General features: G+C 59.7%; 13 protein-coding genes. 6 read left to right on the forward strand and 7 right to left on the reverse strand.

What is annotated here, in order from left to right; all coding sequences use genetic code 11:
• The first annotated feature begins 345 nt into the window (after window positions 1–345).
• From sucB to JK202_RS15450, 4 genes are all read left to right on the forward strand, one after another.
• A complete protein-coding gene (gene sucB / locus JK202_RS15435; protein WP_211562349.1) occupies window positions 346–1,449 on the forward strand; it encodes a dihydrolipoyllysine-residue succinyltransferase in 1,104 nt (367 codons plus the stop codon).
• Between the two features lie 115 nt (window positions 1,450–1,564).
• Window positions 1,565–2,575, forward strand: a complete 1,011-nt coding sequence (locus JK202_RS15440) for a L,D-transpeptidase (RefSeq protein ID WP_211562351.1) — start codon at window positions 1,565–1,567, stop codon at window positions 2,573–2,575.
• 142 nt (window positions 2,576–2,717) lie between these two features.
• Window positions 2,718–4,982 carry a TonB-dependent receptor gene (locus JK202_RS15445; protein WP_211562352.1) on the forward strand — a complete coding sequence of 755 codons (2,265 nt, stop codon included), beginning with the start codon at window positions 2,718–2,720 and terminating at the stop codon, window positions 4,980–4,982.
• Complete coding sequence (locus tag JK202_RS15450; RefSeq protein WP_211562353.1) at window positions 4,979–6,154, forward strand: histidine-type phosphatase; 1,176 nt, start codon at window positions 4,979–4,981, stop codon at window positions 6,152–6,154. Before JK202_RS15445 ends, JK202_RS15450 begins: the two co-directional genes overlap by 4 nt.
• A gap of 92 nt (window positions 6,155–6,246) precedes the next feature.
• On the opposite strand, the gene JK202_RS15455 is transcribed toward JK202_RS15450, so the two are convergent.
• The 3 genes from JK202_RS15455 to JK202_RS15465 all read right to left on the reverse strand — a co-directional run bounded on the left by JK202_RS15455 (window position 6,247) and on the right by JK202_RS15465 (window position 8,494).
• Complete coding sequence (locus JK202_RS15455) at window positions 6,247–6,636, reverse strand: DUF3597 domain-containing protein (protein ID WP_211562354.1); 390 nt, start codon at window positions 6,634–6,636, stop codon at window positions 6,247–6,249.
• Window positions 6,637–6,711: 75 nt separating this feature from the next.
• The gene (gene ahcY / locus JK202_RS15460; RefSeq protein WP_211562355.1) at window positions 6,712–8,007 is read right to left on the reverse strand and encodes an adenosylhomocysteinase; all 1,296 of its coding nucleotides are present in this window, start codon (window positions 8,005–8,007) and stop codon (window positions 6,712–6,714) included.
• Window positions 8,008–8,116: 109 nt separating this feature from the next.
• Window positions 8,117–8,494 (reverse strand): hypothetical protein, encoded by a 378-nt coding sequence (locus tag JK202_RS15465; RefSeq protein WP_211562356.1) that lies wholly within the window; start codon window positions 8,492–8,494, stop codon window positions 8,117–8,119.
• A 254-nt stretch (window positions 8,495–8,748) separates the two neighbouring features.
• Between JK202_RS15465 and JK202_RS15470 the strand changes: the two genes are divergently transcribed.
• On the forward strand, window positions 8,749–9,813 hold the full coding sequence (locus JK202_RS15470; RefSeq protein WP_211562358.1) for a transporter: 1,065 nt from the start codon (window positions 8,749–8,751) through the stop codon (window positions 9,811–9,813).
• A 102-nt stretch (window positions 9,814–9,915) separates the two neighbouring features.
• Here the strand turns inward: JK202_RS15470 and JK202_RS15475 are convergent, their stop codons facing one another.
• From JK202_RS15475 to mutY, 4 genes are all read right to left on the reverse strand, one after another.
• Window positions 9,916–11,607 carry an alpha-keto acid decarboxylase family protein gene (locus tag JK202_RS15475; RefSeq protein WP_211562360.1) on the reverse strand — a complete coding sequence of 564 codons (1,692 nt, stop codon included), beginning with the start codon at window positions 11,605–11,607 and terminating at the stop codon, window positions 9,916–9,918.
• A gap of 12 nt (window positions 11,608–11,619) precedes the next feature.
• Window positions 11,620–11,847, reverse strand: a complete 228-nt coding sequence (locus tag JK202_RS15480; protein WP_211562361.1) for a hypothetical protein — start codon at window positions 11,845–11,847, stop codon at window positions 11,620–11,622.
• 459 nt (window positions 11,848–12,306) lie between these two features.
• The gene (locus JK202_RS15485) at window positions 12,307–12,945 is read right to left on the reverse strand and encodes a hypothetical protein (protein ID WP_211562362.1); all 639 of its coding nucleotides are present in this window, start codon (window positions 12,943–12,945) and stop codon (window positions 12,307–12,309) included.
• A complete protein-coding gene (mutY, locus tag JK202_RS15490; RefSeq protein ID WP_211562363.1) occupies window positions 12,942–14,003 on the reverse strand; it encodes an A/G-specific adenine glycosylase in 1,062 nt (353 codons plus the stop codon). The genes JK202_RS15485 and mutY overlap by 4 nt, the downstream gene beginning before the upstream one ends.
• 10 nt (window positions 14,004–14,013) lie before the next feature.
• Between mutY and JK202_RS15495 the strand changes: the two genes are divergently transcribed.
• Window positions 14,014–14,556 carry a DUF721 domain-containing protein gene (locus JK202_RS15495; RefSeq protein WP_211562365.1) on the forward strand — a complete coding sequence of 181 codons (543 nt, stop codon included), beginning with the start codon at window positions 14,014–14,016 and terminating at the stop codon, window positions 14,554–14,556.
• Window positions 14,557–14,821 lie beyond the last annotated feature (265 nt).

Raw genomic sequence — 14,821 nt, forward strand, 5'->3', positions numbered from 1 at the left:
CGGGGAGCAGCGCATCGAGCACGGCATAGGCCTGCAATGACAGCGTGCGGGGCTGCGCCTCGGACACCGAAAGCCGGGATGTCAGGATCTCGCGGGTGCGGGCGGAGAGATGGTCGGAGTCCAGAATTTCAGGACGGTCGGGCGGGGGGGACATTGCGGCCTCCTGTGTTTTGGTTTCAAAGTCCGGCGACGGGGATGGTTCCGCCTCCCGCTGGGGGCAAAGATGCAGTATCCTGCATTGCCGAACCTTTTCCGGTAGGGTTCCGGGCGTGATTCTGAGGGGCGGCCCGCAGGATAGACAGACATTTCCCCGCTTCGGGGCGGGATGCAAGACAGGGAAGCAGCATGACGGTCGAGATCAGGGTTCCGGCGCTTGGAGAAAGCCTGACAACTGCGACTGTCGCGCGGTGGCTTAAAAAATCCGGCGACTATGTGCAGCATGACGAGACCATTGTGGAGCTGGAGACGGACAAGGTCAGCGTCGAGGTGACGGCGCCGTCCGCCGGGCGTCTGGAAGACTGCGTGGCTGTGGGGACGGAAGTCGAGATCGGCGGTCTGCTCGGGGCTGTTGACGAGACGGCCGAGGCGCCGGTTGCTGCTCCTGCTCCTGTGGCCGAGGTTCCTGCTGCGCCGCCGGTTCAGGCAGCGGCTCCTGCGCGTGTGGCTCCGCCCGCGCAGGAAAAGCCGAAGCCTGCTGCTGTTGCCCCGGCGCCCCAGCTTTCATCGCCCAAGTTGTCTTCGCATGAGGCGCGGGAGCGTCGCGTTCCCATGAGCCGTCTGCGTCAGACGATCGCACGCAATCTGAAGGCGGCACAGAATACGGCGGCCATTCTCACCACGTTCAACGAGATCGACATGTCCGCCGCCAAGGCGCTGCGGGCGGAATACAAGGACGAGTTCGAGAAGAAGCATGATGGCGCCCGTCTGGGGTTCATGTCCTTCTTTGCGCGGGCAGTCGTTGGCGCGCTGAAGGATTATCCGGCGATCAATGCGCAGATCGAAGGTGACGAGATCGTCTATCGCGATTTCGTCAATCTGGGCATTGCGGTGGGGACGGAGCGCGGCCTGGTTGTGCCGGTGCTGCATGATGCCGATCAGATGAGCTTCGCCGAGCTGGAGCGTCGCATTGCCGATTACGGCAAGCGGGCGCGGACGGGCGGGCTGAAGCTGGAGGAGCTGTCGCACGGGACGTTCTCCATCACCAATGGCGGAATTTTCGGGTCGCTGCTGTCCACGCCGATCCTGAACACGCCGCAGTCGGGAATTCTGGGGATGCATGCCATTCAGGATCGCCCTGTCGTGCGGGACGGGCAGATCGTGATCCGGCCGATGATGTATGTGGCGCTGTCTTACGATCACCGGATCGTGGACGGGCGAGAGGCGGTGAGCTTCCTCGTCCGGATCAAGCAGCTTGTGGAGGATCCGCGGCGTCTGCTTCTGGATCTGTGATGCCTTTTGCGTGTCTGGGGCGTTAGACGACCTCCCAGTCATGCCGAACGCCGGACAGGAAACTGTTCCCTCGCGTTCTGTCTGTTGTTCTGAACCCGAGGATGGTGTCCTGAAGATGCGTGATGTTTCCAGACTGACGCGGTTTGCTGCCCTGTTATGCGCGTCCACGGTGATGGTTCTGGGTGTGGCACCGCTGGCGGCCTGTGCGCGGCCCGATGGTGCGGGTCCGGAACTCTCGACGCATCAGCCGGATACGACACCCTCGCTGGGGGTGTCCGTCCCGCCGCCTGCCAGCAACCCGCCGACGGATACGCCGCCGCAGCCTGATCTTGCGCCGCCGCCGATTGATATTCCCGATCTTCCGGTCGTGTCCGATGAAGTGGCGCGGGAAGAGGCGTCCCGTCTGGCGGTGCTGATGAAGCATAATGTCAAAGGGTTCAGCACCTACACGCCGGAACGTCGCAAGGCGTTTCTGACGCTTGCCAAGGACGTGGTGACGCAGGCGGACATGCCGGTTTCGCGGCCGCAGCTCATCATGGTCGTGGATCGTAACGAGATGATCCAGCATCTGGATTATGTGCTGGCGCTGCCGGATGCCCCTTGGGAATCCCTTGGCGGGACGCCGGTCTCAACCGGGACGACGGGGCGCAAATATTATTACATCACCCCGACCGGGGTGTTTCAGAACACGGCGGACCGTCTGGGCTATCGGGCGGAAGGGACGAAGAACAAATACGGCATTCGCGGCATTGGAGCCAAAGGCTCGCGCGTGTGGGACATGGGGTGGCAGACAGCGATGAAGGGCTGGCTGCCACGACATGAAACCGGGCAGATCCGGCTGGAAATCCATGCGACCGACCCGCAGTTCCTCGAATGGCGTCTGGGTCATCCGGCTTCGGAAGGCTGCATTCGCATTCCGGCGACCATGAACAAATTCATGGATCATTACGGGCTGATCGATGCGCTTTATGAGCAGGCCGCGAGTTATGATCCGCGCTTTCAGGCTCTGCTGCCGAAAGACCGGCAGCAGACGCCGATTGCCGGGGATCTGGTGGTGGTGATCGATTCAGGTCCGCTGACGGAACCGAAAATCGACCCGATTGCGGATAAAAGACCGTTACCGTAAGTATAGATAAGAAATATTTCAAAATAAGTATGAAAGTTTGAAGTAAAGCATGTGAATGTTTTATTTCAGGAACGGTAAAGCAGTTTTCCTGAGCTGAAGCCTTCCGTATGGAGTGCGCGCCATTCACTGGAGCCCATTCCCCATGACGTTCAAGATGCGTAACCATATCCTGCTTTCCGGGTGCTTCGCCGGTGCCCTGTTGCTGGGAGGAAGCGCCTACGCCGATGTTTCTGATGCAAAACAGAAAAAGCATGAGGAGCATAAATCTAAAAAAGAAAAAGCGGCTACGCCCGGCGTTGAAAACCTGACCGTTCTCGGTCATGCCGCGCGAATTGCGCCTGCGACAGTTCCGTTGGACATTACGGAGCCGACATCAAAAATTCAGTCGGGCTTTCTGAGTAATAACATCATTCCGCTTGCCAGCATCGACGATATCATCCGGTTCCAGCCGAGTGTTTATTCGCAAAATCCTAACGGTCCCGGAATGGGTAAGGCCGAGGCGATGAGTCTCCGTGGCTTCCAGGACGGCCAGTATAACATGACGTTCGATGGCATTCCGTTCGGCGATGCCAGCGATTTGCACCATACGACATCATCGCTGTTTATTTCGCACTTTCTGGGGGAGGCGCAGATTGATCGCGGTCCCGGAACGGGCTCCACGATCGGGAATGCGACGTTCGGTGGAACGATGGGATTCACGTCCAAGACGCCAGCGGCCAAGCGCGGTGTGTCGTTGTACGGGACTTATGGCAGCTTCAATACGCGCGCGGGCGGTATCGAATTTGACAGTGGCAAGACGTGGTTTGGTCGTGCGTTTCTCGATATGCAGCATGAAGAGACAAACGGCTATCTGACCAATTCGGCCGAGCGCCGGAGCAATCTGATGTTCAAGGACGTGATTGATCTTGCGCCCGAGACAACGCTGACATTCGAGACGACGTATAACAAGGAATGGCAGTACACGACCCAGGGTGCGACGCTCGCGGAATATGCGAAATACGGCAAGAATTACGGGCTGTGCAACGACCCGTCCAAGCAGTGTTATTACGGATATAACCCCAGCACCTACACGTCAGATTTTGATTATGTGAGCCTCAAAAGCCGCCTTGCCGCGTGGTTGACGATGGAAAACCAGCTTTATACGAGCGGGTTCGAGCATGATTATACGGAAAGCACGGATGCCAGCCAGACGAGCACGGCTGCGAACGGTGTGACGTTCTACAATACGGCCGGGAAAAAGGTGGCCACCTATGCCAGTGACATTCCCGGTAAATATGCGGATGCTAAATTCCGTTCCTACGGCGATACGTTACGCTTCAAGGCGCATACAGCCTATACGGATATTCTGTTTGGTGTGTGGGCGGATGTGCAGAAGGACCGTCGCTACACCTATGCGCTGGATCTGAGCAAAAATGCGATCCCGGTGCCATCCAAAACAGGGTCGGCTTACAGCTATGATATTTCCGATCTGAACACGACGGTGCAGCCCTACCTTGAGTTTGATATCCACCCCTGGAAAGGGGCAATTATTAAGCCGGGTGTGAAATATTCCATGTTCACAAGGGATTATAATGCGGCGATGAACAAGTCGACAAAGGTGCCGCTGAAGGACACCCAGCATTATGGATCCTGGCAACCATCCATTGCGATCAATCAACGGATTATGAAAAACTGGAGTGCCTATGCGCAGATTGCGCGTGGGTTCCTTGCACCGCCGATGTCGGTTTTTCAGGTGCAGTCCGTTGGCAGCGTGAAGCCGGAAACGACGCTGAATTATCAGGTTGGTTCGGTTTATCATGGCAAGAACTGGATGCTATCGCTGGATGGCTATTACATCGATTTTTCCAATTATATCGCATCCGCACAGATCAAGGTGGATGGCATCGGGACGACTTCGACTTATGTGAACAGTGGCGGCGCGGTTTATCGGGGGATCGAGCTTGAGGGGCAGTATGTCATCGGATACGGCTTCTCGCTTTACGGCAATTACAGCGTGAATGATGCGCGCTACAAACACAGCAGCGTGCGCGTGGCGACGACGCCGGATTCACTGGCATCCTTTGGTCTGCTGTATGAAAATCCGAAGGGGCCGTATTTCTCGCTGATGGGGAAATATGTCGGCCATCACTGGGGTCTGGACAGCACCACGAATGCGGCTGGAAATGCGGCGTTTGAAAACCAGTACAAGATCCGTGGCAACGTGACGGCCGATCTGGCACTGGGCTGGCGCATCCACAATATCGGTGGTTTCATGCGTGATGTGACGCCGAGCCTCAAGATTTCCAACCTTTTCAACAATCGCTCCATCAGCGATTTTGCGGGCAATCAGTCTTATGGTGATGCGCCGCTTTACTGGCGTCTGGCCGGGCGGAGCGTGTTCTTCAACATGACGGCGACCTTCCCGTGAAAAAGACCGGCTGTGCCCTTCTGTTTGCATTGTCCCTGACGGGATGTTCGGGCGATGTTCCGGCCCTGTCGGGGCCGGTACTAGAAAAAGTCGTGCTCCTTTCCCGTCATGGGATCCGGAGTCCGACAGCGTCTCCGGCCGTTCTGCGGGAAAAGACCGGGTTTGACTGGCCTGAGTGGTCCGTGGCGCCCGGCGAGATGACGCCGCATGGTGCGGTGGCGCTGGGGGCGATGGTTCAGGCTGTCCGGTTACATTATCAGCATCTGGCTTTTGGACCGTTACAGAGCTGTTCCGATCAGATCCGGGTCTGGGCGGATGGTGCGGATCACAGGACGCAGCAGACCGGGCAGGTCTGGGCGCGGGATGTGGCGCCGGACTGCCACGTTACGGCGCAGTGGCAGGCGCAGGGTGCGGATCCTGTCTATAATGCCATTGCGGCGGGTCGGGCCGTGCCACCGCGACAGGAAACGGAACAGGCGTTTGCGTCTGCGCTGCCTGTCTCCCGCACTCCGGAGGTGCAACACGGATTGCAGGCGTTGCAGATGTTGATGGCACCGGGAGCGTGTGACGGGGCGACGCATACCGCGCGTTGTCTGCGCGACGTTGCGGTTCTGGACTGGAAAAAAGCCGCGCCGCATCTTTCCGGGGCGGTTGCGACGGGGGGCATGGCTGCGGAAAGTCTGCTGCTGCTGTATTCCGAAGGCTTTCCGGTGGATGTGTTCGGATCTGCGAAAGCGGATGTTCCGGCTCTGCTGAAGACCGTCATGCCGGTTCATGAGGCGGAAAGTCTGCTTCTGCGGCGTCTGCCGGTTGTGGCGCAGGCGCGCAGCGGGGTGATGGCGCAGGGCATTCGTGCGTTTCTGGCGGATCGTCCGGTTGCGGATATTCCGGGTGTCACGGCGTCCACGCGGCTTCTGGTGCTGGCTGGGCATGATACGAACCAGGATGCCATGGCGGCGATTTTCGGGCTGTCATGGGCGTTTGCCGATCAGCCGGACAGCACGGCGCCGGATACGGTTCTGGCGTTCGAGCGGTGGCGTTATCCGGACCGGCATGTCGAGGTCAAAGTGCGGATTTTTCATCAGTCGCTTGAGGAGTTGCGTGCGGGGCAGGCGTCTGGTGTGGAGCGTTCGATGCAGACGCTTGAGCCACGCAATCCGATCCTTCCCTGAGGAAAAATCGCTGCACCTGAAAACGTCATAAAAAAAAGCCCGGCTGTTACCAGCCGGGCTTTTTCATGTTGTCCATGCGGACGGGGCGCGGATTAGTGCGTCCAGTCAGCCGGAACCTTGCCGCCATTCTTGGCCAGCTCGGCATAGACCTGCTTGATGAGCCAAACGTTCATCGTCGCGGTGTCGTCCGTGCTGCCCGAATAATGCAGCTCACCGGCCAGTTCCTTGCGGGACTGGAGCGAGCTGTCGAGACCGAGCAGCTTCAGGAGATCCACGATGGAGGTCTTGTAGTTCAGCGGCTGACCGGCATTTGCTGCCAGACCGGACAGAACGGCGTCCACATCCACCGGAGCTGCTGCCGGGGTTGCTGCGGCGGCGGCCGGAGCGGCTGCGCCAGCGGCAGCCGGGGCTACGGTGGTGGACGGTGTGGCGGCTTCTGCATGGCCAAAGATCTTGGACATGATCGTGCTGAAAAGACCCATGAGTGTAACTCCTGTTGATTAAGGAAATCCGGAGAGGGCGTAACCGAAGTCGTGCCCATCCGGATCGGCCTCGTCTTAGTAGCGGTATTCTTCGTGCTTGAACGGACCATTGACTGGAACGTCGATGTAGTCCGCCTGTTTCTGTGACATTTTGGAAAGTTCTGCGCCGACCTTTGCGAGGTGCAGGGCAGCGACCTTCTCGTCCAGAGACTTCGGCAGGGTGTAGACCTTGACTTCGTACTGGCCCGGCTTTGCAGTCCACAGTTCAATCTGCGCGAGCGTCTGGTTGGTGAAGGACGCGGACATCACGAAGGACGGGTGGCCCGTTGCGTTGCCCAGGTTCACCAGACGGCCTTCGGACAGAAGGATGATGCGGCGGTTCGGAGCCAGCTCGATCTCGTCGACCTGCGGCTTGATGTTGTTCCAGCGATAGTTGCGCAGAGCTTCGACCTGGATTTCGCTGTCGAAGTGACCGATGTTGCAGACGATCGCACGGTCCTTCATCTCACGCATATGGTCGATCGTGATGATGTCCACGTTGCCCGTGCAGGTGACGAAAATGTCGCCGCGCGGTGCCGCGTTTTCCATCGTGACGACTTCATAGCCTTCCATGGCGGCCTGAAGGGCGCAGATCGGATCGACTTCGGTCACGAGCACGCGGCAGCCTGCGTTGCGCAGGGAAGCGGCGGAACCCTTGCCCACGTCACCGTAACCGGCAACCACGGCAACCTTGCCGGCCATCATGACGTCCGTGCCCCGACGGATCGCATCCACGAGGCTCTCACGGCAGCCATACAGGTTGTCGAACTTTGACTTGGTGACGCTGTCGTTCACGTTGATGGCCGGAACCTTCAGCGTGCCCTTCTTGGACATTTCCCACAGACGATGGACACCCGTCGTCGTCTCTTCGGAGATGCCGCGCACGTCCTTGAGCATTTCGGGGTACTTGTCGTGCATCATGATGGTGAGGTCGCCACCATCATCGAGGATCATGTTCGGCGTCCAGCCATCGGGACCATGGATGGTCTGCTCGATGCACCAGTTGAACTCTTCTTCCGTCAGGCCTTTCCAGGCGAAGACGGGGATGTTCGCTGCGGCGATGGCTGCTGCGGCGTGATCCTGCGTGGAGAAAATGTTGCACGAGGACCAGCGGACCGTGGCGCCCAGATCGATCAGCGTCTCGATCAGAACGGCGGTCTGGATGGTCATGTGCAGACAGCCGGCGATGCGAGCACCCTTGAGCGGCTGTGTGTTCTTGTACTCTTCGCGAAGAGCCATCAGGCCCGGCATTTCGCCTTCGGCGATGGAGATTTCCTTGCGGCCCCAGTCTGCCAGAGTAATGTCGCGAACCTTGTAATCCTGCGTCGTCATGAAATGGCCCTTGCTGCCCATCTTTGGATGGCTGCCTGTATAAAGGCTTGGCGGACCCGCGGAAAGGGCGGGCCCGGCAATAGGCACCTGGACGCCTTATCGGGGCGTCTTATTCCGGCGACGTTGTCTGCGGCGTTGCGTCGGTCGCAGCGGACGTCTTCTTGTGCGAGCGGTGATGCTTGCCAGCGAGCTTGTGCACGTCCTTCTGGTTGGACGGGACCGGACCGGTTTCGGTCGTGGTGCGGCTCATGGCGCCGGGAGCGGCCGGTGCGGGCTGGTCCGGCTGTTCCGTGATGGTGCGCGGATTGGTCGGCAGGCTGTTGTTCGGCTGGCTGATCGTGGAGTTCTGGGCCTTCTGGACAGCCGAGGTCGAGGTCTGCGTCTGGTCGTTGCTGGGGGCGCTTACGGCCTGTGCCATGACGGATGGCGTGGCGACAGCGGTGCCGAGCAGAAGGCTTGCAGCGAAAAATGATGTGCGGATGGACATGAACATTCCTTTCCGGAGGGGAGTTCCCCTGCGTCAGGGGCTGACTCATTGCGGAGTGAGACCATAACTGTCCGGGTTGGGTGGAGTTGCATCACGGGACGCTCACATTTACGGATGGAGGGGTATATTGCGTCGGTCCGCAGGGCATGCGAGAAGCCGGACAGGGTTTACCCCCTGTCAATTTTCCAGTCGTTTCTGTTGAACCTGCATGCCGGTTCTGCCGGTCCTGAACCCCCTGAGAACAGGAGGATGTCGTGTCAGACAGCACTGCCTACAACTTCCCCTTCACGGTTCTGGATCCTGAGCACCAGGAAACTGGCGCGCCCGCGTTTGCAAATGGCCTTGTCTGGGCTGTGCATGCGGTGCCGGGGCAGGATCTGCGAACGCTGGGGTCAGCAGAGGTCGAAGCGCTTCTGGCACCCGATCGGGTGCTTGAGGACGAGGGGTGGTACTGGCTGCATTTCGATACGGTACACAGCTCGGCGCGTGGCTATGTCGCGCATCTGCCGGATCTTCCCGAAGACGTCTGCGCCATGCTGGCCGAGACGGAATACGGCATTGCGCTTGAGGCATTCGGCGATCTGATCTGGGGTGCGCTGCCGGCATTTGACGATGCGCTGTCCGAAGAGGACCGGGACATCTGCGCCTGGCGGTTTGCGATGCGTCCCGATCTGCTGATCACGACGCGGCGCAATCCCATTCCGGTTCTGGGGGCGGCTTACCGTTCCCTGCGGCCCGAGCATATTCCCAAGACGCCAGCAGGCATTATCGACCGTGCCCTGCGGGAGTTTACCGGGACCGTACGGCGTCAGCTCGGGCATCTGGATGATGAGCTGGACCGGGCGGAAGACGTCCTGCTGCTGATCGAGCATCGCTCCGATCTGGGGCATCTGGGTAGCATCGTGGGTAAGGTGCGCCGTCGTGCGACCGAACTGCGCCGTGTGGTCACGCCAATTGACCGTGTTCTGAAGGACGAGGATCTGGATCTTCCGGACTGGGCGGAGGACGAACTGCGGGACCGTGCGGAACGGCAGGTTCATGCGGCTCTGGACGATCTGATCGCGCTTCAGGACCGTGCGCGGTCGTTGCAGGACGAACTGGGTTCCAATCAGGCGGAAGAGACCAACCGGCGGCTTTATATCGTCTCGGTCGGGACTACGTTGATGCTGCCGGCAACATTCGTGACCGGATTCTTCGGTATGAATACCGGCGGGATGTTTCTCGCACAGGGGTCACTTGGAACTGTCGAGGCAGGAATTGTCTGTTTCGTCTTCATGAGCGTGACGTTCCTGTTCATGAAGGTTGCGCGTCTGCTCTGACGGCGGGTCTGTTGGCATTCAGGATTTTTAATACCCAAAAGAAAAACCCTCCGTGCATGGCACGGAGGGTTTTGTCTGTCGCGGGGTCTGTTCCGGGAAGGATCAGACGGCCTGCGGCTTGCGGGAGTTTGCGGCTGCAACAGCCTTGCCCCACTGGACCAGCGTCTTGGTGCAGTCCGTACGGTCGAGCTTGCACTCAATGAGCGTCGGACCGCGGGTGTTCTTCTTGGCCTTTGCGATGGCTTCGGCCAGTTCTTCGCCTGTCGTGGCATGCAGGCCGAGACCGTACTTGCCGCTTTCTTCGCCGGGGACGCCCTGGTTGAAGCACTGCATCAGAGCGGCGTAGTCCCAGTTCTGGATGTAGTTGTACGGGCCGTCATGGATGGCGATTTCGATGACGTAGCCGTGGTTGTTCACCAGGAAAATGATGACCGGCAGTTCGTAGCGGACCATCTGGGCCACTTCCTGTGCGGTCAGCTGGAAGGAACCGTCACCGACCATCAGCACGTGCTTGCGTTCCGGCGAACCGGTCGCGTTGCCGAACATGGACGGAACGGACCAGCCGATATGGCCCCACTGCATTTCGGTCTCGACCTTCGCACCTTCGGGAAGGTGCATGCGCATGGCGTTGAACCATGAGTCGCCGGTCTCGGCGAACAGGGTGGTGTTGCCGTCAACCAGTTCGTTGATCTGGCGCGTCATTTCGTCATTGGACAGCGGCTTGGCCTGATCGGCCTTTGGCAGGATGACGGGCTTGTATTCGCCGGTCAGGGCTGCGCTCTTCTTCGGGGCCTTCTCGGTCAGGGCCTTGACGAATTCTTTGAGGCGGAAGCCATCGAAGGTCTTGCCGTTGACGGTGACGCGGTTGGGATCGATTTCGAGAACCTTTTCGCCACGGACGATGCTCTGCCAGCCGCCCGAGGAGTAGTCGTTCCAGACGGGAGCAAGGCAGATCACGGCGTCGGCGCCCTCGATGATCTCCTGTGCGCCCGGGCTGCTGACGTCGCCCCAGTAGACGCCGCGGAAGCCGGGATGCGTCTCGGGGAAGTAGCTCTTGGCAGCGGCCATGACCGTGACGGGGCAGCCGAGCTTGTCAGCCAGTTCGACCGTTTCCTTGAGGGCTTCCGAAGCGCGCAGCTTGGTGCCAACGAGGATGGCGACCTTGGTGGCCTTGTCGAGGAAGCTCAGACTTTCGTCCAGAGCGGCCTTGAGGCTGGCTTCATCAGGGCGCGGGTGGGCGTGCAGGGACGACACCGGACCCGGACGGACGCAGGGTGCGGCCGAGACGTTACAGGCGATTTCGAGATAGGCCGGCTTCTTCTCGCGCAGCATGGTGCGGATAACGTGGTCGATCTTGGCCGGAGCGGTCTCGGCAGACGTGATGCTTTCGGCGGCACAGGTGACGTGCTTCGCCATTTCCATCTGGTAGCTGTATTCGGTCGTGCCGATCGTGTGGTGCAGGACATGGCCCGAACCGTGATCGTTGGAGTTCGGAGCGCCCGAAATCACGAGGATCGGCAGGTTTTCGGCATAGGCGCCGCCCAGGCCGTTCATGGCGGAAATGGCGCCAACGCTGAAGGTGATGACGGCTGCGGCAGCACCATTGGCACGGGCATAGCCTTCGGCTGCGAAGCTGCAGTTCAGCTCGTTGCAGTCATAGATCTGCTTCATGCCGCCCTGTTCGATCAGCTGGTCGAGTAGAACGAGGTTGTAGTCGCCCGCGACGGCGAAATGATGCTTCAGGCCGATCTGCGTCAGGCGTTCGGCAAGATAATGTCCGACAGTATAGGTCATGATTTCGATACCTCAGAAGCCACAGGGACGATCGGATGACTGGATGATCTGCCGTGCTGACAGGCTCATGCAGTCATCCGACCAGGGGAGGGCAGGTGACAGATGATGGGGAGTTGGCGCTGTCCAGGCATTCTGCACAACTGGCAGATTCCGGGCAGCGCTCGTCAGCGAGGCCAGCAAAGCCTCGTAGCCATTGGAGGAAAGGGAATGTTGAGAATGATGCTGCTGGGCGACCTGCATTTCTGGAAGAGCGTCTGAGGTCGTTCCGGGTTTGCAGGCGGATGTCTGGAGCAGGGTGTTAAAGGGTAACGTGCCGTCAGGAGTTCGTAGAAAACCGGGAGAGTCTGGATAGCGATTTTCTGTCGTTAAATATTGGGTAGTATAACAGTACAAACGGCCCGTTCCGTCATGACGGACCCCAGAAACGGCAAGAAAAGAACCTCTTGGTGACATATCTTCCCATGACAGCCGGAAAACAGACCGGCTTCGTATGAAATACCTGTCTGCTCCAGACGCATGAATGTTTAGAACAAAAATCCTGTCTGTGAAGGACATCGATCAAACATTACAGATAATTGAAAAAACCCTTTCTCGTGAAGGGGAATTCAATACAGCTTTTTCCGCTCTGGACGTTGGATGAGGACCAGAAAGGTCTGGTTGCGATATTTTGAACCATGGTCACCAGTCTAGAGCGCGCCTCTACAAGGTTTCGGGCTGCGGGAGCGTCTGGCGATGCACGGTAATGGGCGATGGCGGAGTATCCGTATTCCACGTCAGATCGATCCGGGCGGAATTCCCGGGTATGATCTGGCTGATCTGATTCAGGGCTGCGGTATTCAGGAATAATGGCAGGGACCTGTCGCCAAACTGAAGCATGAAGCCGTTCTGCAGAGTGGGTGTTGGGAAGACAGTGTCTGTGTCAGATTCCAGTCGCAGTGTGCCGTCTGTCAGCAGCAGGGATAGCCCGCGCAGCATTTCGATGGTCAGGGGAAAAAAGGTTTCCCATTCTTCGGAGCGTGGGGAGACCCAGTCCAGCGTGTCGTGACCGCCGGGTGAACTTCTCATGTAGGTTTTTCTGTCCGGCATGAAAAAGACAACGCGGTTGTGGAGTATTTCCTGCATCTGCATTGCGGGAAAAGGGCGGGGCATCGATACGCGCTTTTCCATCGCTGGGTAGCAGGGGAGCTGGAGAGGCACGGGGACAACAGCGCAGAGGCCTGGCAGACTGCCTGCCAGAAAAGGGCTGCGGCTGGGAAAATCTTTCAGCGGATTATGGTCGAGCATCCAGCCGTGCCAGTCCATGAACCACAGGCGCAGTGTTGGGGTCGTCTCGGTCATCGTGTCTCCGGAGTCTGCTTGGTGAGGGCCAGGCATTTCTTCATGACGCCGGGCAGGGCGGCGCGCTTCGTTGAACGGAACGTGCCGAAGGAGGAATCGATCCCTGCATTGTGGCCCTGAGGAAGGCAAGCCTCGTAGACCATGAGGTACAGGTTGAAATGGGTGAAGACATGGCGGATCTCGCCTCTGCGGATCCAGTCGGTGAGGCAGGGGGCGTGGGTGAAGGCTTCCTCGTCCGTCCAGACAGTGCTGCGCCATTCGGTTCCCGGGAGTTCGTCCATACCGCCGAGCAGGCCTGTGGGCGGGCGTGTCCGCAGGAGGATCTGGCCACTGGAGTCGTGCAGGAGGAAATGCGCGCCGTAACGCGTAGGACGTGCCTGTTTGGGCTGTTTGGCCGGGAGTTGCGCTGCGATGCCGCGGGCATGGGCGATGCAGGATGTCTGCCAGGGGCAGGTCAGGCAGGCGGGGCTGCGCGGCGTGCAGATCGTGGCACCAAGATCGAACAGGGCCTGTGCGAAGTCTGAAGGGCGGCTTTTAGCCACGGGATCGTCGTTGAGGAGTGCTGCCTGTCGGGCGAGGAGCGGGCGTGCGGCTGGGAGCGGCTCTTCCGTGGCGTTGAGGCGCGCTGTGACGCGTTCGACATTGCCGTCCACGGGAACGACGGGGCGACCGAAGGCGATGGCGGCGATGGCGCGGGCCGTGTAGGCGCCGATTCCGGGGAGCGTCAGAAGCTCCTCGACCGTATCGGGGAAACCGCCGCGTTCGGCGACGCGTTTTGCACAGGCATGCAGATTGCGAGCGCGGGCGTAATAGCCGAGCCCGGCCCAGAGATGCAGGACGTCTTCGAGCGGGGCCGCCGCGAGGTCCTGTACCGTCGGGTAATGCGTGAGAAAGCGCTCGTAATAGGATATGACGGCTTTGACGGTTGTCTGCTGGAGCATGATTTCGCTCAGCCAGACGGCGTACGGGTCCGGACGCTGGCCGGGCAGGCTGCGCCAAGGAAGGGCGCGGCGGTGGTGGTCGTACCAGCGGAGCAGGGCGGATGCATCAGGAGTCACAGGGACGGATATGACGAAGGATCGCGGTTCGGACAAGCGCCCCTTGCGAAACACGGCACGAAAGAAAGCCGTGGCGGAGCCGGATGGCTGGGTGCCGTCAGACCGGAACTGGAAGCCGCGCCGTTCGGGGGCGAAGCAGATCGGAACTTTCGTGCAGGCAATGACGCAGCCGGTCTTCAAGAAAAAGCCGCCTGTGCTGGCGCGGCTGATGATGGATTGGGCAGATTTTGTTGGCCCGCGTCTGGGGAAGCAGACCGAGCCGCGCCGGCTTTCCGCGGGGACGCTGACGCTGGCCTGTTCCGGGCCGATCGCGATGGAGCTTCAGCATCTGGCACCCCAGATCATCGAGCGCGTCAATGTGGCCTGCGGGCTGCGGGGGGAATACGGGATCGAACGGCTGAAGATCGTTCAGGATCTGGTGGCGTTCGAGCGACCGACGCCGAAGCGCCCGAAACCGTTGCAGATCGAAGTGCCGGATATTGAGGACGAAGAGCTTCGTCTGGCGCTGGAAAGTCTGGGTGGCCATCTGGGGGCGAAGCGCAAGCGAAGGTGACGGAAGTGTTTCACGTGAAACAAGTTGTTTCGTCATGGGAAAGCCACCTTCCCACGCGATCTGATAATGCCGATATGGGAAAATGATCGGGCTTTCCCACAGGAGACTTGCCATGACCTTTGCACACAGACCTGCTGCCGCGCTGATGCTGGCATTGCTGGCGTCCTCGATTTCCCTTCCCGCTTTCGCCCAGCACGGTGGCGGCGGAGGAGGAGGTGGACATGGCGGTGGTGGAGGCGGTGGCTTCCATGGCGGCGGGGGCGGC

Source organism: Gluconobacter sp. Dm-62, assembly GCF_018256155.1.
Classification (GTDB): domain Bacteria; phylum Pseudomonadota; class Alphaproteobacteria; order Acetobacterales; family Acetobacteraceae; genus Gluconobacter.